Genomic DNA, 21,710 nt, shown 5'->3' with positions numbered 1-21,710 from the left:
TACTCAAACAAATATACAACGTTATAGCATAACTCAACTTTAATCATATTCAGTTGTCCGACAACATCAACATTGCCTTGAAGCACTTACTCACTTTCAGGCTGTAATAGTACAACTTTGCTTATTTCTTTTTATTATAAATGGTTGTTTTATGTCGGTTTTAAACCTGAAAAATAGATTTCATTTAAAAGACCTCTTATCCGGAGTTGTCGTATTCCTCGTGGCATTGCCGCTATGCTTGGGTATCGCTTTAGCCTCAGGTGCTCCCATCATCTCTGGTATTATTGCAGGTATTGTTGGCGGCATTATTGTTGGCTTACTGAGTGGTTCTCACATTAGCGTTGCAGGCCCAGCGGCGGGGCTGACTGCCGTAATTCTTGTACAGTTAGAACAACTAGGCGGCAATTATGCCGCCTTTTTATTATGTATTATTTTTGCTGGTGTCCTTCAAATTCTATTTGGATTATTCAAGTTAGGTTTTTTTGCCAACTTTATTCCAAATAATGTCATTTTGGGTTTACTGGCGGCCATTGGTGTCATCCTTATTGCGACACAATTACCTTATCTGTTCGGACTTTCTGATTTTTCATGGAAACAGGTTTGGACATCAACACCAGACGCATTCCTTCAACGTTTTGATGGAGGAGCTGCACTCATTGGTTTGCTCAGTTTATTCTTAATTTTAGCGTGGGATAGTAGTCCACTCAAAAAACTAGCTTTACCTTCTGCCCTGATTGCAGTTGTGTTGGCAGCGGTTTTAAATTTTATTTTGGTGAGTATTGGCTCACCCTGGGCAGTGCAAGTTGATAACCTCATTCAATTGCCGAATATATTACAAGCACCCGACGAAGTATTAATTTTCCCAGATTTTAGTTACTTAGCTGAGCCTATGATTTACACAGGAGCAATTACGCTTGCTGTCGTGGCATCTTTAGAAACATTATTGAATCTGGAAGCGGCAGATAAAATCGACCCTCAAAAACGCTCTTCTCCTCCTAACCGTGAACTCTGGGCACAAGGTACAGGTAACATTATTTCGGGCTTAATTGGTGGAATGCCTGTGACCTCGGTTATTGTGCGTAGTTCGGTGAATGCAAATACAGGCGCGCGTAGTAAATGTTCCACCATTATTCATGGTGTATTGTTGCTGTTAGCGGTTTTGTTCTTCGTGCCATTAATGAATATGATTCCTTTGTCTGTATTGGCTGCGATATTAATCGTGACAGGATTTAAGCTTACTCATCCAAAACTATTTAAACAGCTCTATCAAAAGGGCTGGAAACAGTTTTTACCTTTTATTATTACCTTAGTTGCAATTTTGCAGACCGATCTTTTAATGGGAATTTTAATTGGTCTGTTCACCAGTAGCGCTTTTATTCTCTATGGCAATTTTAATAAAGGTATTCGTGTTTATAGAGAGAAGCGTTTGCATGGCGTAGTGACTCGTATTGAGCTTCCTTCACAAGTCACCTTTCTTAATCGTTCTGCGCTTATTTCGGCATTGGAACATGTGCATAAACATCAACAACTCATTATTGATGCAACTCAATGTGATTCGATCGATCCTGACATATATCAAGTTATTCAAGATTATCAAAGTGAAACGGCCATTAAACGCCAAGTAAATCTTAAACTGGTCGGGTTCAAACAGCATTATCAAGACGTTGATGATGCGGTACTTGATATTGATATTAGTACAAGGGATTTACAACAAAAACTGAGTCCACAGCAAGTCGTGAATTTGCTTAAAGAAGGTAATGAGCGCTTTGTAAGAAATGAACGCCTTCAACGAGATATTTATCGACAAATTCGAGTTACCGCAGATGAAGGGCAACATCCGATCGCAGCAGTCCTTGGTTGTATGGACTCACGTGCACCTACAGAAATGATTTTTGACGTGGGTATTGGTGATCTGTTTAGCTTACGAATTGCAGGTAATATTGCTGGGCAAAAGGTATTAGGCTCGCTTGAGTTTGCTTGTCAGGCTAAAGGCTCTAAAGTGATTGTAGTCTTAGGGCATACCGATTGTGGTGCGGTTACGAGCGCCTGTCAATTACGCTTAGAGCATAAGCAGGTGGCTGACGTGAAGGAAATGCCACATATTCAATATGTGCTTGGGCCGTTAATGCATTCGGTTGATAGTGTATATGACATTATGCAGCCACGTGATCTAAGTAAAGCCTTTATCAATCAGGTGACTGCTATGAATGTTCACTACAACATTCAATACATCATTAACCAGAGTAACGTCTTAAAAGATATGGTTGAGCGAGGTGAGATTGCAGTTGTGGGTGCAATTTATGATGTAAAAACAGGGCATGTTCAGTTTCTTGATTGATAAATTCTTTAATAAAAAAGCGCCTTAAATAAGGCGCTTTTTTATTCATTATGCTATTAACTCAAAATTACCAGTGTTCGCCTGGGAAAATTCGTGCATATGCTTTTTGTGCCCAGTTCAGTTTTTCAGTTTTTTCACCTTTTGCGGCATCAGAGCTTGGGAATAAACGGAAACCAATCGACATGAACATATTGTTGATGCCTGGTGCAACAGAATAAGTCATTGAAGCTAAACGGCCCAAGTTTGTTGCCATACGCTTTGGACGTTTCACAATGGCATAAGCAATTAAGTCAGCAGCCTGCTCAGGTGAAAGTGTTGGTACATATTTATAAATTTTGGTTGGCGCAATCATTGGAGTGCGAACCAACGGCATATAGATTGAAGTAATTGCGATTTTATGTGCATGAACTTCGGCTGATAGACAGCGGCTAAATGCATCAAGAGCGGCTTTAGACGCGACATAGGCAGAGAAGCGAGTCGCATTTGCTAACACACCAATCGAGCTAATATTAATAATTTGCCCATCTTTACGTTGAATCATATGAGGCAAGATATTAAGGACTAAACGTACTGCACCAAAATAATTTAACTGCATCGTGCGTTCAAAGTCATGGAAACGATCGTAAGACTCATGTACGGCACGGCGAATAGAACGACCAGCGTTATTAATTAAAATATCGATGTGATCAACAGTTGCTAAAATTTCTTTAGATACTTGATCAATCGTATCCATATCATTGAGATCACATGGGAAAATTGATGCCTTACCACCACGACTTTCGATATCTGCTTTTACTTCTTCCAAAGTTTCTTCAGTACGTGCAACTAGTAAGACATGAGCACCCGCATCAGCAAGTTTGTTTGAAATCGTTAATCCGATTCCACTCGAGGCGCCTGTCACTAAAATGACTTTATCTTGTACCTTTTCCTGGAACAGAGCTTCTAATTTTTTATTCACAGCATTTTACCTAAGTAGGGGCAGGGACTATTTATTCCGGTATGTAATTTTTATTTTTTACAACCGTAGGTTCATCCAGATGAACTCATAAATATTGTCACTTATCTTAATAGATGTTTAAAAATTGTCTAGTCAGTAAATATATGAAATTTAACAATTTATTTAGAGTAAAAACTCTAAATTAGTATCTTAATCCAGTAATTGTTTTTAGTCCTATCATGAGCAGAAAATAAAAAAGCCTCTGTTTCCATAGGCTTGTTAGGTAGTTCAAAAGTTATACAGCTGAAAGTGCTTGTTCTAAATCGGCGATTAAGTCATCGATATGCTCAATACCAATCGAAAGACGGACCATATCTTCACTTACGCCAGCAGCTTTAAGTTCTTGTTCGTTGAGCTGGCGATGAGTTGTCGTTGCAGGGTGGCAAGCTAAACTTTTTGCATCGCCAATATTTACGAGACGAGTAAACAGTTGTAGTGCATCGATGAAACGAGTACCACCTTCGCGGCCATCTTGAACACCAAAAGACAAAATTGCAGAAGGCTTACCTTTTACATATTTTTGAGCCAGTTGGTGCTGCGGGTGATCTTTTAGGCCTGCATAATTCACCCATTTTACTTTTGGATGGTTTTGCAAATATTCCGCAATTTTTTGAGCATTTTCAGTATGGCGTTCCATCCTTAAATTTAGAGTCTCTAGACCCTGTAAAATTAAGAACACACTTAAAGGGCTAATTGCTGCACCTGTATTGCGTAATGGAACTACACGTGCACGGGCAATATAAGCTGCTTCACCTAATGCTTCGACATAATTAACCCCGTGATAACTTGGGTCAGGCGTGTTCAAAACTTTAAAGCGTTCCGGATATTTACCCCAAGGGAATTTACCGCTATCTACAATCGCACCACCAATGCTATTGCCATGACCACCGATATATTTTGTAAGAGAATGAATGACGATATCGGCACCATATTCAAATGGTTTCAATAAAGCAGGAGTGGCAACGGTATTGTCTACAACGACTGGAACACCATATTCATGAGCAATTTGAGCAATGGCCTCTAGATCAATAATATTTCCGAGTGGGTTGCCAATCGACTCAACAAAAACAAGCTTGGTTTTATCATCAATTAAGTTACGTAAGCTTTCAGGCTTTTGGTAATCAAAAAATCGGACCTCAATACCTTGTTTCGGTAAGGTGTGAGCAAATAGATTATAGGTCCCGCCATATAAGGTTGAGACAGAAGCAATATTGTCTCCCGCTTCGGTAATCGTTTGAATAGCATAGGTAATTGCGGCCATACCAGAAGCTAATGCTAAAGCTCCAATACCACCTTCTAGAGCAGCAAGGCGCTGTTCAAGCACAGAGGTCGTTGGGTTCATAATACGGGTATAAATATTACCTTGAACCTTTAAATCGAAAAGATCGGCACCGTGCTGGGTATTATCAAATGCATAAGATGTGGTTTGATAAATAGGGACTGCAACAGCTTTTGTGGTCGCCTCTGGTGAATAGCCTGCATGAATGGCTAAGGTTTCATCTTTATAAGTCATTATTACTTCATCTTCGTGAGTTAAATATTGAGCGAGTCTAGCCTAAAATTCATCTTGAAAATTGCAGAAATTCTGGTTTGTTTTCTAATTTTAGGAATAAAGATAGAAAAATATACGCTGAAACCTTGTATAAATCTTATACATAAACATTTTGCAACTTATTGAAAAAGAAAATTGTTTGATAAATCCGTACGATGGAAATCATAACTTCAAGTCAAAGAGGTTTTCAGCGTATAATACGCGCGATTATTTATCGCTTATTGCGATGTACTGGTTTTTCAATTGAGGAGTCCTGCGTGGCCCAATATATTTATACGATGAACCGAGTGTCTAAGATGGTTCCGCCAAAGCGCGAAATCTTAAAAGACATCTCTTTATCATTTTTCCCGGGTGCCAAAATTGGTGTGCTCGGTTTGAACGGTGCAGGTAAATCTACCTTGCTTCGTATTATGGCTGGCGTAGATAAAGATTTCTCTGGTGAGGCTCGTGCACAACCTGGAATTAAAATCGGCTATTTAGAGCAAGAACCACCGCTAGATCCGACTAAAGACGTTCGTGGTAACGTTGAAGATGGCGTGCGTGAAGCTTTAGATGCATTAGAACGTCTTGATCAGGTTTTTGCAGAATATGCAGATCCAGATGCAGATTTTGATGCGCTTGCAAAAGAGCAGGAAAAATTAGAATCAATTATCCATGCTTGGGATGCACATAACCTAAACAACCAGCTTGAAATTGCTGCGGATGCTTTGAATCTTCCAGCTTGGGATGCAGACGTATCATTACTTTCAGGTGGTGAGCGCCGTCGTGTTGCACTTTGCCGTTTATTGCTCTCGAAACCAGATATGTTACTTCTGGACGAACCGACGAACCATTTGGATGCAGAATCTGTAACTTGGTTAGAACGTTTCTTGAAAGATTTCCCTGGCACTATCGTTGCGATTACGCATGACCGTTATTTCTTGGATAACGTGGCTGAGTGGATTCTTGAACTTGACCGTGGTATGGGTATTCCTTATCAAGGTAACTATTCTTCTTGGTTAGAACAAAAGAATGCTCGTTTAGAGCAGGAAAATAAACAAGAAGAATCTTTTGCTAAAGCATTGAAAAAAGAACTTGAATGGGTTCGTTCAAATGCTAAAGGTCAGCAAAAGAAAAACAAAGCACGTATGGAACGTTTTGAAGAGCTTAACTCTAAAGAATTCCAACAACGTAATGAAACATCTGAAATCTATATTCCACCTGGCCCACGTTTGGGTAACAAAGTTGTGGAAGTGGAAGGCATCAGTAAATCATTTGATGGTCGCTTGTTGTACGAAAACTTAACGTTTACCGTACCTCCAACAGCGATTGTTGGTATCGTTGGTCCAAACGGTGCAGGTAAAACGACTTTATTCCGTATGATGACCGGCGAACAGCAACCTGATACAGGTACTGTGACCTTAGGTGAGTCGGTTAAAGTTGCTTATGTTGGTCAGATCCGTGACACTCTAGATAATAATAAAACTGTTTGGGAAGAAGTTTCTGGCGGTTTAGATATCTTAAAAATCGGTGATTACGAAATCGCATCACGTGCTTATATCGGCCGTTTTAACTTTAAAGGTCAAGATCAGCAAAAACGTGTAGGTGAATTGTCTGGTGGTGAGCGTAACCGTTTACAACTTGCGAAGATCTTACAGTTAGGTGCAAACGTAATCTTGCTGGATGAACCATCAAACGACTTGGATATTGAAACTTTACGTGCGCTTGAGGATGCAATCCTTGTATTCCCAGGTACGGTAATGGTGGTATCGCACGACCGTTGGTTCCTTGACCGTATTGCGACACATATCTTGTCATTTGAAAATGAACAGCCAGAATTCTACGCAGGTAACTATGCTGAATATGAAGCATATCGCCAGTCACGTTTAGGTGACGACGCTGTTCAAAAACGTACGAAGTACAAAAAAATTAGTGGTTAATTGCTACTAAATTTAAAAACCAGCCTAAGGGCTGGTTTTTTTTGTTTTATGAGAAAGCTAGTTTACTAAATGCTTCTTGTAGGCAACGTTCAGCATCGGGGTGACCTTGACTTGCTGCTTTTTGTAGCCATTTTTCAGCTTCACGATAATTTTTATCTAATCCAAATTGACCATTTAGATAACCAATACCAAGTTTAAAAGAGGCATCAGAGCTACCTCGTAAAGCTGCTCGTAAGTAACACCACATAGCATTTCGATCATTCGGGGTTACGTCTAACCAGTTTTGCATACGTTCATGATCTTGCTCGGCAAGTTCTTCAAAACGTAAGCCTTGTTCAATTTCATCAACCGCTTGCGAATGCATATCGGGAAGTAAGTGTTCAAAAGCAAACAAGTGATTAAGCCCATGCTTGATTGATTTCATATTCATGATAGTCTCCCTTGTTCCTCAATTTGATTGAATTGACTCACACTTTTAAGCTAGTCCCTTATATTGAAATATTATGTTTTTTTTTGTAAATGTGATATAGCGCATTTGGATGAAAAATAATGAAGTTTTGGCTTACATAAAAGTTACACGTGTTTTTATGCCAGCTGAAATTAGCTTGTTATATTCTCTAAAGAACTAGGTTTTAGAAACTAGAAAATAATCTTTATTTGAGATATTCGTTTTTTATTTTCTTTATAAAATCTTATTAAAATTTATAAATATCAAACAAAAGAAATTTTTTTAAACAAAACCAGCCTAAGGGCTGGTTTTTTGTCTTAGGAATCTCAGTACTTTATTTATTAAAATCACCATGTAAATCTGCCCATATTAAAGAGGGTGCAAAAACAATTACATCAAAGGTCATTGCTAAAGGGTACAAAACCTTGCGGGTAGCACGCTTGAATGGATGTTTTGTAGTTGTTTCAATTTTTTCCTGTAATTCCACCACGTATGGAGTTGCTAGCTTTTGTTGAATATCTTTTAGGTCTTTAGCTTCATAAAGTTGGCCTTTGAAAAAAATATTAATATAGGGATATGGGGTATTTTGTTGAGCTTGGAGCATGGCAAAATTCTGTTTAAAACCCAAATCCTTTAACATATCTTTCTGTTTTTCATTTAGATTTCCCATGCGTGTATTATAGCGAACTTGTATTACTCCGTGAAAATGATTTGGATCATCCATAGTGAGCACAAGTGGAGAGGGGATATTAAGCGTTCTTTCGGTGGCTGGAATGGTTTTAATAATTTTTAGAAACTCTGCGCTACCATCAGTCATTAAATAATTATAGTCTTGACCTATAAATACTAATCCTTGTTCCTGCTGATTTTTAACTGCCTGTCCTAGGGCAATAATTTGATCTGTTTTTAAGGTATTCGTCTGAACTTGGGTTGTTTCATTGGGTAAGGCTGATGATAGCATTGACGTTGCACAGCCAGTTAAGCCAAGGCAAATTGTTAATATAGATGCAGAAAAAAGCTTGTACATAATGATTACTCAATAATAAGTTATTTTTGTCTCGCCTAACGTGAGATAAGTTCTAAATTAAAAGGTGGGGATTCGTGATTGGAGGTTTTGTAATTTTATTACATGCCTAGTGCCTGTTATAGTGGCTTTGTTCAACTTTTTAGCTTAATGGTGCGCTTTTGCCACGTTCCGCAATTTTTATGTCCATCTTGTTTAGTTTGCTCATATTCCAGAGTTTATGGAATGTGGCAGCGGCATTTTGTGCGCATGAAAATCAGGAAAAAGCATTGCATCATTTCGGGCATCATGCGGCTTTGAATGTATATCAATCTTCACATCAAACGCATACTGAACAGAACGATGCCCGAAACACCTCTCATAAAGCTCCTTTAAATTTGCAAGATCACCATGATCATTTGCCTTCATGTTTTCATGTTGTGATGACTGAAGTTGCAAAACAAGCTGAAGTACCTGTAGTCCATGTACAGGAACTCTCACAAATTTATCACTGGTCTAATTCTTACCAGTCACCCCATCTTACTGCTTTAAAACCTCCTCCTGTTTTGACCCCGCTATAGGTGGGGTAGCCAAAATAAGCCCACCGCATCTTTTATTTATTGCGGGGCAAAAACATGTCTTCTATTTTTTCAACTCGAGTGAGTTCTACTTGTCACTTAGAGAGTAACGTTAAGATAACGTTAAAAAAAGTTTTAACTATCTCAAGCCTGTCTATTGCCATGCTATTGGCTGGGCAAGCAGTGATGGCTCAGTCTGATATTCAACAAGAACGCTATATTCAAAAAGCAGCGTTTACTTTTGAGCAAGCGTTAGAACAGGTACAAAACTATCAAAATCAGCAAGGTGTTTGGCAAGCACAGCAGCAAATGGCTGAGGCTAATTTAAAGCAAAGTCGTTTATGGGCAAATCCAAGTCTTTCCATTGAGCAAACAGGTTTCCAGAGTGATCAAGAAAAAGAACTCGCGATTGGAATCTCTCAGCCTTTAGATATTTTTGGGCAGCGTAAGGCTGCACAAAATTTGGCAAAAGTAGAAATATCAAAAATTGATTTGGCTGAGCAGCGTTATCAAGCTGAACTTGGATTAATCGTTAAATATTTTTGGTCGCAAGTGGCTTTGCTTGAGCTTGAAAAGTCTCTCATTGGCGAGCAGCTCGAAGTGAGCCAAGAAAATTTACTAGCATCGGAAAAACGTTATCAGGCAGGCAGTATTGCTCAAGTTGATGTAGACCGAGTGCGTATGTCTCACTTGGAAAATCAGCGTTTATATCAACAAGTCGATTTAAAACTCCAAGTTGCGAAACAGCAATTGGTGAATTTATGGGGTGGTGGTTCAAGTCAGTTTCAGCTATTCCAAAGTCCAAACCAATTATGGGCGCTGGCAGTGAATGTAGAACCAAACCAAGATTCACAAAATAATTTATTGGAGCGCTCTTTCCAGTTAGATTCTCTTGCACAGCAAGCCAATATTCAACAGCTTAAAGCAAAAGCAAGACCACAACCTACCGTAACTTTGGGTGTTAATAACACTCGCTCTCCAGAACAGAGTACAGATAACCAAATTCGTTTAGGTGTGGAAATTCCTTTAAATCTTTTTAATCGCCAGCAATACGGAATCAAGATTGCTCAGGCCAAACAAGAGCTATCTCAACGTCAGCAAAGCTTTTATCGACAGCAAAATCAGGTTGATATTGAAACCCTAATGTCAGAGTTAAAAGGTTTACGTATCCAGTTTAAACAACTCAATGATCAGCAAGTTCCTCTTGCAATTCAAGTTCAGCAAAAAACATTGCAAGGTTTCCGTTTGGGTAAGTTCGCCGTTACCGATGTTCAGCAAGCGACCATGCTATTGCAAGACGTGCGCTTACGTAAAGTCGAGCTATTAAAACAGGCTTGGCAAAACTCAATTGAAATTCAAAGTTTGCGTCTCGGGTTAGAACCAGAACAGATCATGGCGAAAGATGCCTTAATGCAACTCAATCAACGTGCTTGGCAACAAAGTCAAACATTCCCAACTCAGGCAGGAGAATAATAATGTCGACAAATTTAAAGAAAAATTCTCAATGGCTTTGGGTCGGGGTGATTGCTGCAATCACTGCACTATTAATTGGTTTACTGGTTTTAAATTCAAAAAATAAATCTAATTCTTCCGAAGCATCGGAAGGTCACGGGCATGCTGAAGAAGAGGGTGAAGAACACCATGAAGAAGATGAAAAACCATTGATGCTCACTGCTCAACAAATGCAGGAACAAAATTTAAAAATTGAACAGGCTGAATTAGGTGAAGTTGCTCAGCTTCAAACTTATCCAGCCAAACTGGTTGTAAATACTGACCGTCAAGCTCATGTCTCACCAAGTTTTAGTGGTCGTGTCGAAGCAGTCTATGTTGAATTGGGACAACAAGTTAAAAAGGGTCAGGCTCTCGCAAGCTTATTGGTTCCAGATCTAGTCGATCAACAAGCTAATTTGCAAATTGCACAGTCTAATCTTGATTTAACGCGTCAGGACTATGAACGTGAACGTAGCTTATGGTCTCAGGGAATTTCTGCTAAACAAGACTATCAAAGAGCTTATAACGCTTACCAGCAAGCTCAGATACAAGTTAAAGCAGCTCGCTCGCGCTTAAGTGCATTCGGCGCAGGTTCCGGTTCAGGAGGACGCTACACCTTAACAGCGCCAATTGCTGGCATGGTGAGTAATAAAGATATTGTAGTGGGAGAAAACGTACAGCTAGCAGACCAGCTTTTTATTATTAATCAACTTGATCAGTTGTGGCTGGAGTTTATTTTACCAAGCACCGCAAATATGAATGTGCAGCCAAATCAGCAAATTGAATTTAAATCGTTGCAAACTGGGAATGTATTTACTGCACAGGTTCAAAGCTTAACAACAGAGGCTGATGCTCAAACAGGGCGCTTACAAGTCCGTGCAAAGGTCTTAGCAAATAATAGTGAATTACGTCCAAACCTAATGGTTAACGTTGAGCTAAATTCAGGTTCAACGCAAAAAGTGATACGTGTAAAAGCACAAGCGATCCAGCAAGTTGAAGGTAAAGACGTTATTTTTACTCCAAAAATGGTCAAAACAGGCTTTGAGTTTGAACCTGTCACGGTACAGTTGGGGCAACGTTCTAAAGATGGTCAGTGGGTCGAAGTTGTAAAGGGTATTAATACAAGCCAGCGCTATGTTGCAGAAGGCAGCTTCTTGCTGAAATCCGAACTGGAAAAAGGAGAGGCGGAGCATGGACATTAATAAACCTGAACTGCCCAAACCCGAAGGGTTATTTGATCGAATTATTCAGTTTGCCATTCAAAATGCTATTTGGGTCATGCTATTTGTGCTGACGTGGATTGGAGTCGGAATCTGGAGTTATCAAAAGCTTCCTATTGATGCGGTTCCAGACATTACCAATGCTCAAGTCCAGATTAATACTCAAGCAAATGGATATACGGCTTTAGAGGTCGAACAGCGGATTACCTATCCTATTGAAAATGCGATGGCCGGAATTCCTAATCTGGAACAGACTCGCTCTATTTCCCGTTATGGACTTTCTCAAGTCACCATCATTTTTAAAGATGGAACAGATATTTATTGGGCAAGACAACTGATTAACCAGCGTTTACAAGAGGCGGACGGACAACTACCCGAATCAGTTGATCCAGTTATGTCTCCTGTTTCAACGGGATTAGGTGAAATTTACCAATGGGTCGTAAAAGCAAAAGCTGGTGCTAAAAAAGCTGATGGTACAGCCTATACAGCTATGGATTTACGCGAAATTCAGGATTGGATTGTACGTCCTCAATTACAGCGGGTGAAAGGCGTAGCCGAAATTAACAGTATTGGTGGTTACAATAAAACCTATATTGTTTCTCCTGATTTAAAACGTTTGCAGCAGCTGCAAATTTCAATTAATGAATTTCAAACTGCTTTGCAAGAAAACAATGAAAATCGCGGTGCAGGTTTTATTGAAGAAAACGGAGAGCAGCTCACTGTTCGTGTGCCGGGCATGCTAAGTAGTGTTGAAGATATTCAAAACATTACTGTAAGCACTAAAAATGGTTTACCAATTCGTGTGGCAGATGTGGCGAATGTCTCTATTGGGCATGATTTAAGAACAGGCGCTGCAACTTACAATGGTGAAGAAACTGTTCTTGGCATTGCCATGATGATGATGGGGGAGAACAGCCGTACCGTTGCTCAGGCGGTTGATGCCAAAATTAAGGAAATCCAATCTACCCTACCTAAAGGTGTAGAAATCGAAACGGTTTATGACCGGACGAGTTTGGTAAATAAAGCAATTGCAACAGTACAGAAGAACCTTGTAGAAGGGGCGATTCTGGTTATTGTGATACTGTTTATTTTCCTTGGAAATTTCCGAGCAGCTTTAATTACTGCCTGTGTTATCCCACTTTCGATGCTATTTACCCTGACAGGTATGGCTGAACAAAACATTAGTGCCAACCTGATGAGCCTAGGAGCGCTTGATTTCGGGATTATTGTAGATGGTGCGGTTGTTATTGTAGAGAACTGTATTCGACGTCTAGCAGAAGCACAGCATGCTTTACATCGACCACTTACACGCACTGAGCGATTCAAAGAAGTTTTCCTTGCAGCAAAACAGGCCCGCCGACCGCTTATTTTTGGGCAAATGATTATTTTAGTGGTCTATTTACCTATTTTTGCCTTATCTGGCGTTGAAGCCAAGATGTTCCATCCAATGGCAATGACCGTGGTTATGGCGTTATTGGGTGCCATGATTCTTTCTGTGACATTTGTACCTGCGGCAGTTGCTCTTTTTGTTACGGGTGAAGTGAAAGAAAAAGAAACACGTTGGATGCTGCTTTTAAAGCAGAAATATCGAGATATTCTCGATCAGGCTTATCAACTTAAGATTGTGGTTCTTAGTTTTGCATTAAGTATTTTAGTGCTCACAGGTGTGTTAGCGACCCAAATGGGCAGCGAATTTGCTCCCCAGTTAAGTGAAGGTGACTTTGCTTTACAGCAAATGCGTTCACCTAGCACTGGACTCGAGCAGTCTCTTCGAATGCAAGAAAATACCGAAAAGCTCATTTTGAAAAACTTTCCAGAGGTAAAAGCTGTTTTTGCGCGAACAGGAACGGCTGAGGTTGCAACTGACGTGATGCCACCTAATATCTCTGATGCGGTCATTTTGCTTAAACCTCATGATCAATGGCCAAACTCTAAAGAAACGCTAGATGAACTACGTTCGCGTATGCAGGCTTTCTTGGCGACATTACCGGGCAATAACAGCGAGTTCTCTCAACCGATTGAACTACGTTTTAATGAGCTGATTTCAGGCATTCGTAGCGATATTGGCGTCAAGATTTTTGGCGATGATATGCAAGTGCTTAATGAGCAGGCTCAGGCATTTGCTCAAAAAATACAGACGATTTCTGGTGCTACAGCGGTTAAGGTAGAACAAACGAGCGGTTTGCCTGTGCTAAGTATCGAAATTAATCGTCCTTTGGCCGCGCAATATGGATTATCTGCCAAAGCCATTCAAGATATTGTGGCGGCAAGTGTCGGTGGACAAAATGTAGGGCAGATTTTGCAGGGCGATAGACGGTTCGATTTTGAAATTCGCTTAGAGGATCAGCAACGTACCATTCAAAATTTAGCCCAACTTCCGATTCAATTACCAAATGGCGGTCTAATCCAGCTTCAAGATGTCGCTAAAGTTGAACGTACCTCAGGCTTAAATCAGGTAGGACGTGAAAATGGTAAGCGCCGTGTCATTATTACCGCTAACGTAGAAGGCCGTGATTTAGGATCATTTGTTCAAGAGCTAAGAACAACGCTCGCAAAAGAACAACTACCAGCAGGGTATTGGTTGGAATATGGTGGTCAGTTTGAAAATCTAGCTTCAGCTGCTGCACGAATGAAAATTGTTGTTCCATTAGCGCTTGCTATGATTTTCATTTTACTCATGGCTGTATTCCATAACATTAAAGAAAGTCTGTTGGTGTTTAGCGGCGTTCCGTTTGCTTTGTCGGGTGGCATTATCGCACTTTGGCTGAGGGATATTCCACTTTCAATGTCGGCGGGTGTCGGTTTTATTGCCTTATCGGGTGTTGCTGTTTTGAATGGTCTGGTGATGCTGAGCTTTATTAAAGAGCTTAGAGAAAACTTTGATATTCAAACTGCAACTTGGAATGGGGCGATCTTACGCTTAAGACCCGTTCTAATGACGGCTTGTGTTGCTTCGCTTGGTTTTATTCCAATGGCTTTGGCAACAGGAACTGGTGCAGAAGTGCAACGACCTTTGGCAACGGTTGTTATTGGTGGCATTATTTCATCTACGATATTAACTCTGGTTTTATTACCAGTAATTTATCGATGGATGAATGAAAGCAAGGCGAAAAGCGCTGAGCATTCATAATGTCATCGATTTGAGATATCTTTTTTGATTACAGAACTTGAGTCAAAAAAGTGTTTGAAAGAGGTAAAAATAATAATGCATTCATTGTTACTTTTACCTCACCATAAAGATAAATAATAAGGAGTCCGCAACATGAGTGGACAACATGATCATAGTCATGCCGTAGTCACTGAAGGTAATGCTAAAAAATTAACAATTGCCTTAGCTCTTACTACAACGTTTTTAATTGTTGAGGTAATTGCAGGTTTAATCACGCAAAGTTTGGCATTGCTCTCTGACGCTGCACATATGTTTACAGATGCAGCTGCTTTGGCAATTGCTTTGGTTGCCATTCAAATTTCAAAACGTCCCGCTGATAATAAGCGTACTTTTGGCTATCAGCGCTTTGAAATTTTGGCAGCTTTATTCAATGCGCTCATGCTCTTTGTGGTGGCAGTTTATATTTTATATGAGGCCTATATCCGGTTTTCTAAGCCACCTGAAATCCAAAGTGTGGGGATGCTCATTGTGGCAACGGTTGGCTTAGTAATTAACCTCATTTCAATGAAAATTTTAATGTCGGGTGCTAACTCTAGTCTAAATGTTAAAGGTGCTTATCTAGAGGTCTTAAGCGATGCATTGGGTTCGGTAGGAGTGATCATCGCGGCAATAACGATTTATTTCACCAACTGGTACTGGATTGACACGCTTATTGCCGTACTCATCGGCTTTTGGGTATTACCAAGAACATGGATTTTGCTTAAACAGAGCATTAATATTTTGCTCGAAGGTGTGCCAGAAGAAGTGGATATTGAGAAATTACGTACAGATCTACTTTCTTTAAATGGCGTTGAAAGTATTCATCAACTTAAAGTATGGGCCATTACGTCTAAAAATATTCATTTAACGGTGCACTTGTTTGCGCCAGAAGCAGAGCGTACAAGGCTTTATAATGAAGCAGTTGAAATGCTATCTCATGAACATGGGATTGCAGAGGTTACTTTGCAAATTGAAGATGACGAGGAGATTAACTGTCAGCACACTGCCCAGCATGCTCCCCATGAACATGCTGGCGAAGCACATTCACATCAGCATTAAACTGATGTGAATAATTGATTAGATTTCCCACTCGTTATTGCAGTCACGGCATTTCCAATGTTTTTGTGACTGCATAAATGCTTGCATAGACAGTTTAAAGTCTGGTAAATCACGCCAGAACATAAAACCTGCCCCTACAGTCACAACAAAAACAACTACTGTTGCAATTTGAAGAGAGCTGCTTGCACCATTGCCAAAAATCCACATAAAAATGCTAATAATAACCAAGAGTAAAAGCATAAAAATTGCAGGAATTAAGATAGCAAGGCTTTTAGGAACTGCTGGTTTTGCGCTGTTAATGCCTTGGCTTACAGGCATAATTTTAACACTTTGACATTGAGGGCAACGGTATTGCATAAGAACTCCACATTCAGTTTGAATCTATTCTAACGGAAATGTCGAAAAAGAAAAAAATTTGTAAGATATAGATGAAGTGCTTTGAGCTAGCAAAAAATTAATTTTGAATAAACAAAGAAATACAAAAAGCAGATGATTTATGCGTACACATAAAAATTAAAATAATATTGTAGAGCATGCTAATCTACAGAAAAATGAAGTGTGATTAGCACTATAAATGAGCTTAAATACTCATAAATAGGATGTGAAATAAATATAAAAAGGAGAGAGGGACTTGGGTCAACAAGATGACAATGAGTCGAAGCCTACAACAACAGCATCGGCTGTAGATAACCCAGATACCGCAAAACCGTCATTATCTCGTCGATTACTGCATAAGACATTGCAACATGCCCAAGATGCGGTCGGGTTCGCTAGTGATACGACACGTAATATTGCAGGGGTCGCGGATGCTGCATTAGATGCGCTCGACCAAGTGACCACTCACACCAGACGTGGAGTTGTTGGAATGACAAATCTGGCGGCAGGCACTGTGAGAGATATGGTGTCTGAAACCAGTGAAACTGCACGTCAAGTCGCGTTGATCATGGCACGTACATTTTTGGGGAAGAGCACCTTAACGTTGTATTTACCGGAAATGCTATTAAACAATCAAATTCGTAAGCGCATAGATCGTTCTGAAATTGATGATATTAAAATCAAGTGCAGCAATGATAGTTTCCAAGTCGAGATCGATGGGCATTATCATCGTTTCATGTATCGTTTAAGTTTAGATTTTAAAGTATTGGAATGTCGTATTGGGCAGGAAAAATTTTTGCGCCTACGTCAAATGGATGAGAGCCTTGATGTCCAGATTCGCCATGGGGGAACACTATCAAACTGGGCTGTGCGCCGTATTGGTCGAGTTGGTTTTGAAGTGGTGAATATGTTACCGATTCCATCACTGATTAATCACTTGATTGGCGATATTCCTGGCATCCAGCGCGATGGTCACCGTATGTGGTTTATTGACCTAGAGCAAGCAGGATTTATTGACTTTATTAATAACCGTTCATGGATGGTTGAAAAGCTTTTGAGTTTGACTGATTTTAGTATTTTACCGGGTTTGAATATTTTGAGAGAAAGCCGAGAGTTGGTCCAGCAATTGGTAGATCAATTTGAAATTAGAGGGCTACGGGTACAGTCGGGTCGCCTTGAAGTGCAAGTGGGCATTGCGAGCTAAGGGAGCATATGAAAAGCTAATCATTGATTGGTTTTTCATTTTTAAGGCAAGAAAAAAGCCACTGACATTATGCAGTGGCTTTTTAGAATTTGGCGTCCCTACGGGAATCCTTATTGATATGTTAATTTGTTGATTTTAATTAAAATAAAATATTGAAAATTAATTTGATACCGTTAAATATACCGTCAAAAAAGCAAGCTATAATTTTTATTATGGTTGGGATTTACTTTAAAAATTATCCCTTTTTCTAGGATATTGATTGTAACAAGAATGTTATCTTTTGTAATCTTGAACAGCTTGTTTCTAAAAATCTTGGAATAAAAATGAATGATGTTGAATTGAATGTTGAAATATTCCCTAACAGTGAAAAAGATAAGTACTTAAACATCAACGATTGTATTGAGCAGTTGAAAATCTCAAAATCAGATTTTGCTGAATTGATCATACAAAATTCACTAGAGCCAAAATTTCACTGGTCGGGATATCTTGAAACTCAAATGACTATAAGCTTACTTGAGTACACTCGATTATTTGATAGCAAAAAACTGAAAACTTGTTCAATAGATGAATGGGAGGATATTTCTATAAGTACAGAGAAATTCACCCTTGATGGTTATGTTAATTTTGAAGGATACATATCTATTAAAAGAGCAGAATATTTCGTAGTGGAGTTATTGAAAAGTGGGGAATCGAAAAAGCTCAGTATCAAAGATATGTGCATAACTGCTAATTTCACACGTGATTCAGTTGTTACTCTCATAGACCATAAGCAGGCTCTTTCTAAAGAAGCAGAATATGGTAAAAAAGAATTGAATAATAATGAGATTTATACAATTTATTCAGGTTCACCCAGTCAAGAGTTAAAAGTAGAGGATTGTAAGTTTTTGAAAGAGGATATTTTTCAAGTTATTAAAAAGAATAGAGAAATTGAAATTGAGTTAAAGGATAATGAGAGAAACAAATATAGTGGTAAAGAGCTATTTACGATGATTGTCCCAAGTATTATTCGTTATATTCGGGAAAGGGACCAAATTAAGGATAAGCCTCAGCAAGACGATGGTGTGGGTGGTTTGAAAAAAGCAGTTGAAGATTATATCGAAGGTGATGAATCATTGAAATTTCTTACCAGTAATTTTAAGAAGAATTGGCAAACAGTGATAAATGAAAAAAAAGAGGGTCAAGGTAAAAGTATTTTGGATAAAATTTTTGAAGAAGAAATAAGAAATACAAAGGTTTGAACCTTGACCCTTACGTCTGATTATTTTGCAATCAGGATCAACGTAGATAACATTGATCTAATAATTGAATATGGTCCTCAAGCCAATAACGGCAGCCACAGAGGACTTTTGAATGCAATCAAGTATTCAACAAAATGATAATGTAGTAGTGGATTTTACTACTACTAAGCTACCTAAAACTGGCTATATCAGCCTAAACGATATGCTTCCACATCTACCTATCAAACGCTCAACCGTTTGGAAATGGGCTAAAGATGGTCGTTTTCCTGTACCAGTAAAGATTCATACGCTGACTCGTTGGCGTTGTGAGGTTATCCAAAGTTGGTTGAACCAGTATGGAGGTACGGGAGTATGACGATGCAGGAGTTCAATAATGAAAAAGGCTATCAAGAGATAGCCCATTCACCTGATGAGCAGAATGGCAGTTCTTCTCATTCAGATTCTGATCAAATTGCGAGTCAATCAGTACTACATCTTAGCACTGTGATTAAAGGAGGTGAGATAGAAGATTGTAAAACAGATGATCTAGTTATTGAGGGTGGGGAAAATCAAGTTGATATTCTTACTTGTGCTAGTGGATCAGCGGGAAGTGTTGGAAATATTGTACGAGATGCTCCTCAATCAGAGGTTATCCAAAATGAATTGCGAGGGCTTCATCATTTATTTAAGGTTCGAGGGGGAGAGTTTTTATATCTAACGCCACAAACTTTTTCAGTACTTTTTTGTTGGTCTGTCTTAACTCGATTTTTATCCCTTTACGATGAAATGAATGCTAAAGATTTGTATTTTGCTCCTATCTTGATGATCAATGCTTCAGGATCTGGATATGGCAAGAGTACACTTCAAATGTTTCTAGCTTGGGTGAATGGTGTTAATGCTAATGAACGTGTGGCTAATGCTACTCCTGCTGGATTAGTACGGATGACTTCATCATCAAAAGGTCACCCTGTATTTGCTGATGAAGTAGATGTACTGAGAAATGTCAAAGACTTTACAGAATACTTTAATAGCGGTTTTGAGCGAGATGGGCCAGTTACTGCTCGTGCTAAAGCATCTAAAAGTGTTTTTGGTTTTAAGTGTGTTTCAGGAATCAAGATTACTGAAAAGCTAGAGGCAGCAACAGTTTCACGTTGTATTGTCATTGAAATGCAGAAAGTGCCTAATGGGGTAAATCTCAAGAAGTACAAATATGTCGAAACGCTGGATTTAGTCAGCCTTTCACATGCAATTGATGAAGTTATCAAGGAATATTACGATGAAATTTTAGAGTTCATTCAAATATTGAGTGTACCGTTAATTGAATATATTGATAACCGCTTAGGTGATGTGTGGGAGGACTTACTAAAAATTTCTATCTTGCTAGGAGAAGATATCTATAACGATGTTACAAATTTTATGCTTCAGTCTGGTTTGGTGAAAGATAAAATTTTGGAAGTTACAAATATTGATTTCACTAAGGTTAAGTATCCTACGCCACGTGAAAAAAATATTCCTCAAAAGCTTGTAGCATTTGATGTGACAGATAAAACTACATGGGGGAACGTACCTACTAAAGTATTTGTAAAAGCCTGTGGGGGTTATCTAGTAGCATCTGATGATCTGCGAAGAGGTATTCGCTCTATCGAGTTGGAACGATTTCAGGAAAAGCTTAAGCTTGCTGGAGTGCCAATTACATCACGACTTATTACGCGGGCATTTAATGCTGAAACTGGTGTGCCAGTGGTCGATAAAAATGTTGATGGTAGTAGTGGTTATCTATTTACAACATTGGATTCGATTAATCTAACACCAACTGAGCATCTAATTTATGATGGAATAATCCTTTTACTTAAAGAGAAGCAGCCTTTATAGGCTGCTTTTTTTATTTTTGAAAATTTATAAAAAGAATTTTAACGAGGGATTTAGGCTTAATATATTACTAAATTAAAACATAAAGTCTTGTAAGTCACTCTTAGTAATATAGCGTGAGCAGACACCACGAGCTAATGATTTTAATTTCTTTTGTCCAATCTCAGAACTTATATATTCATAAAAAAATAAACCAAGAGATTTATCCTTAAATTGTATTTTGTACAAACAATCTGATATTTCTATTGGCTCGCCTTTATAAATTGTGGATTTTCCAATAACGCGAGTACCAACTCGACAGACTAGAATTTCTAAGGTTTTAGAATATTCTTTATCTTTTTCAAGAGTTAAATTTGAGACTGAAGAAATATTTGTTGTATGTAGATAAGGTAAGCCTTGTTTTACTAAATCTTGATGTGTTTTTTTTCCACGTTGAATAATTGCAACATCTCCTAAACGTTTCAATTTTGAATTTGAATGAAATTGCTCTAAGTAAGAAAAGTCCATTCTATCTTTAAGAATATGGCTAGGAATAGCTTTTAGATGAATTACTTCTCCATGTTCTGTAATTCTACTTACTGGAATATTTCTGTTAACTTCTTCAATTTTACGAATGAATAAAATATGGGTTTTAGCTTCAGTTAAAGAAAATGGTTTTCCTGTAATCTCAACAATTCTTTCAATTTTCCATTTTTTTAAAATAGCCTCTCTAAATTTTACGAACCGCTGACCTGAAATTAGAGATTCTGGTAAAATAATTGCTAATATTCCGTTTTCAGAAACTAGAGATAAGTATTGACAGATGAATATTAACTCAGCTCTTATAAATTTTTCTTTTTTAAAATCTAAATCTAAATAATCTTGCAAAAGGCATTTGAGTGAATCATTAAGCTCCACTTTAGATAAAAAAGGTGGATTACCAAGTGCTAAATCGAACTTTTCATTTTTCAAAAAGGAAAGCGATTGAGTTGAGTCATGACAATGAACTTTTAAATGATTAAAAGTTTTTTTAAGAAACTCGGTGTTATCAAAATCAAGATCAACAGCCGTTATTTGACAGCTTGGAACAATTTCATTAAGTGGAATAATTAGATCGCCTTGTCCAGCGGCTAATTCAATTGCATTTTTAGGAGTTGTATTCAGTAAACTTATAGCCATTTCTATCATTGGTCTTGCAATAGAAGGTGGCGTATAAAATTGTCCTAACGCAATTTTTTTGTTCATGACCCAATTAAACTCATACATCTAAGGTAGAATGATAGCTAAATGCAAGCCATGGTACCAGCATTTTT

17 protein-coding genes are annotated in these 21,710 nt (G+C 38.6%); 11 read left to right on the top strand and 6 right to left on the bottom strand.

The genetic code is table 11. The features are described 5' to 3' along the window. Positions 1-151 precede the first annotated feature (151 nt). Positions 152-2,338: a solute carrier family 23 protein gene (locus tag RMB13_RS15805; protein ID WP_311085724.1), complete on the top strand. Its 2,187-nt coding sequence runs from the start codon at positions 152-154 to the stop codon at positions 2,336-2,338. A 67-nt stretch (positions 2,339-2,405) separates the two neighbouring features. Here the strand turns inward: RMB13_RS15805 and RMB13_RS15800 are convergent, their stop codons facing one another. After that, positions 2,406-3,296, bottom strand: a complete 891-nt coding sequence (locus RMB13_RS15800; protein ID WP_005038221.1) for an SDR family NAD(P)-dependent oxidoreductase — start codon at positions 3,294-3,296, stop codon at positions 2,406-2,408. A gap of 274 nt (positions 3,297-3,570) precedes the next feature. Beyond that, positions 3,571-4,848: an O-acetylhomoserine aminocarboxypropyltransferase/cysteine synthase family protein gene (locus RMB13_RS15795; protein ID WP_132070491.1), complete on the bottom strand. Its 1,278-nt coding sequence runs from the start codon at positions 4,846-4,848 to the stop codon at positions 3,571-3,573. A gap of 296 nt (positions 4,849-5,144) precedes the next feature. Here RMB13_RS15795 and ettA point away from each other — a divergent pair, with 296 nt between their 5' ends. Next, positions 5,145-6,806 carry an energy-dependent translational throttle protein EttA gene (gene ettA / locus RMB13_RS15790; protein ID WP_017390934.1) on the top strand — a complete coding sequence of 554 codons (1,662 nt, stop codon included), beginning with the start codon at positions 5,145-5,147 and terminating at the stop codon, positions 6,804-6,806. A gap of 46 nt (positions 6,807-6,852) precedes the next feature. Here ettA and RMB13_RS15785 read toward each other — a convergent pair whose 3' ends face one another. Both RMB13_RS15785 and RMB13_RS15780 read right to left on the bottom strand, forming a co-directional pair. Next, positions 6,853-7,236: a tetratricopeptide repeat protein gene (locus RMB13_RS15785; RefSeq protein ID WP_005038225.1), complete on the bottom strand. Its 384-nt coding sequence runs from the start codon at positions 7,234-7,236 to the stop codon at positions 6,853-6,855. A gap of 352 nt (positions 7,237-7,588) precedes the next feature. Further along, complete coding sequence (locus tag RMB13_RS15780; protein WP_311085723.1) at positions 7,589-8,281, bottom strand: hypothetical protein; 693 nt, start codon at positions 8,279-8,281, stop codon at positions 7,589-7,591. A 158-nt stretch (positions 8,282-8,439) separates the two neighbouring features. Here RMB13_RS15780 and RMB13_RS15775 point away from each other — a divergent pair, with 158 nt between their 5' ends. The 5 genes from RMB13_RS15775 (at position 8,440) to RMB13_RS15755 (ending at position 15,753) form a co-directional block, all read left to right on the top strand. Next, on the top strand, positions 8,440-8,838 hold the full coding sequence (locus RMB13_RS15775) for a cation efflux protein, CzcI-like (RefSeq protein WP_311085722.1): 399 nt from the start codon (positions 8,440-8,442) through the stop codon (positions 8,836-8,838). A gap of 54 nt (positions 8,839-8,892) precedes the next feature. Further along, positions 8,893-10,308, top strand: a complete 1,416-nt coding sequence (locus RMB13_RS15770; protein WP_311085721.1) for a TolC family protein — start codon at positions 8,893-8,895, stop codon at positions 10,306-10,308. Positions 10,309-10,310: 2 nt separating this feature from the next. After that, positions 10,311-11,528 (top strand): efflux RND transporter periplasmic adaptor subunit, encoded by a 1,218-nt coding sequence (locus RMB13_RS15765; protein ID WP_311085720.1) that lies wholly within the window; start codon positions 10,311-10,313, stop codon positions 11,526-11,528. Beyond that, positions 11,518-14,676, top strand: a complete 3,159-nt coding sequence (locus RMB13_RS15760) for a CusA/CzcA family heavy metal efflux RND transporter (protein WP_311085719.1) — start codon at positions 11,518-11,520, stop codon at positions 14,674-14,676. Before RMB13_RS15765 ends, RMB13_RS15760 begins: the two co-directional genes overlap by 11 nt. A gap of 132 nt (positions 14,677-14,808) precedes the next feature. Continuing rightward, positions 14,809-15,753, top strand: a complete 945-nt coding sequence (locus tag RMB13_RS15755; protein ID WP_311085718.1) for a cation diffusion facilitator family transporter — start codon at positions 14,809-14,811, stop codon at positions 15,751-15,753. An 18-nt stretch (positions 15,754-15,771) separates the two neighbouring features. On the opposite strand, the gene RMB13_RS15750 is transcribed toward RMB13_RS15755, so the two are convergent. Next, positions 15,772-16,110: a membrane protein gene (locus RMB13_RS15750; RefSeq protein WP_003653848.1), complete on the bottom strand. Its 339-nt coding sequence runs from the start codon at positions 16,108-16,110 to the stop codon at positions 15,772-15,774. A 274-nt stretch (positions 16,111-16,384) separates the two neighbouring features. Here RMB13_RS15750 and RMB13_RS15745 point away from each other — a divergent pair, with 274 nt between their 5' ends. The 4 genes from RMB13_RS15745 (at position 16,385) to RMB13_RS15730 (ending at position 20,421) form a co-directional block, all read left to right on the top strand. Continuing rightward, positions 16,385-17,332 (top strand): hypothetical protein, encoded by a 948-nt coding sequence (locus RMB13_RS15745; protein ID WP_311085717.1) that lies wholly within the window; start codon positions 16,385-16,387, stop codon positions 17,330-17,332. A 323-nt stretch (positions 17,333-17,655) separates the two neighbouring features. Then, positions 17,656-18,570 carry a hypothetical protein gene (locus RMB13_RS15740; protein WP_311085716.1) on the top strand — a complete coding sequence of 305 codons (915 nt, stop codon included), beginning with the start codon at positions 17,656-17,658 and terminating at the stop codon, positions 18,568-18,570. Between the two features lie 148 nt (positions 18,571-18,718). Then, positions 18,719-18,925 carry an AlpA family phage regulatory protein gene (locus RMB13_RS15735; RefSeq protein ID WP_311085715.1) on the top strand — a complete coding sequence of 69 codons (207 nt, stop codon included), beginning with the start codon at positions 18,719-18,721 and terminating at the stop codon, positions 18,923-18,925. Then, complete coding sequence (locus RMB13_RS15730; protein ID WP_311085714.1) at positions 18,922-20,421, top strand: hypothetical protein; 1,500 nt, start codon at positions 18,922-18,924, stop codon at positions 20,419-20,421. Before RMB13_RS15735 ends, RMB13_RS15730 begins: the two co-directional genes overlap by 4 nt. A gap of 72 nt (positions 20,422-20,493) precedes the next feature. Here RMB13_RS15730 and RMB13_RS15725 read toward each other — a convergent pair whose 3' ends face one another. Beyond that, positions 20,494-21,642, bottom strand: coding sequence for an N-6 DNA methylase (locus RMB13_RS15725; RefSeq protein WP_311085713.1), 1,149 nt, complete (start codon positions 21,640-21,642; stop codon positions 20,494-20,496). Between the last annotated feature and the right edge of the window lie 68 nt (positions 21,643-21,710).

Origin of the sequence: Acinetobacter sp. V102_4, from assembly GCF_031799005.1 — a bacterium.
GTDB lineage: Bacteria > Pseudomonadota > Gammaproteobacteria > Pseudomonadales > Moraxellaceae > Acinetobacter > Acinetobacter calcoaceticus.
This window is presented reverse-complemented; position numbering and strand designations above follow the sequence as displayed.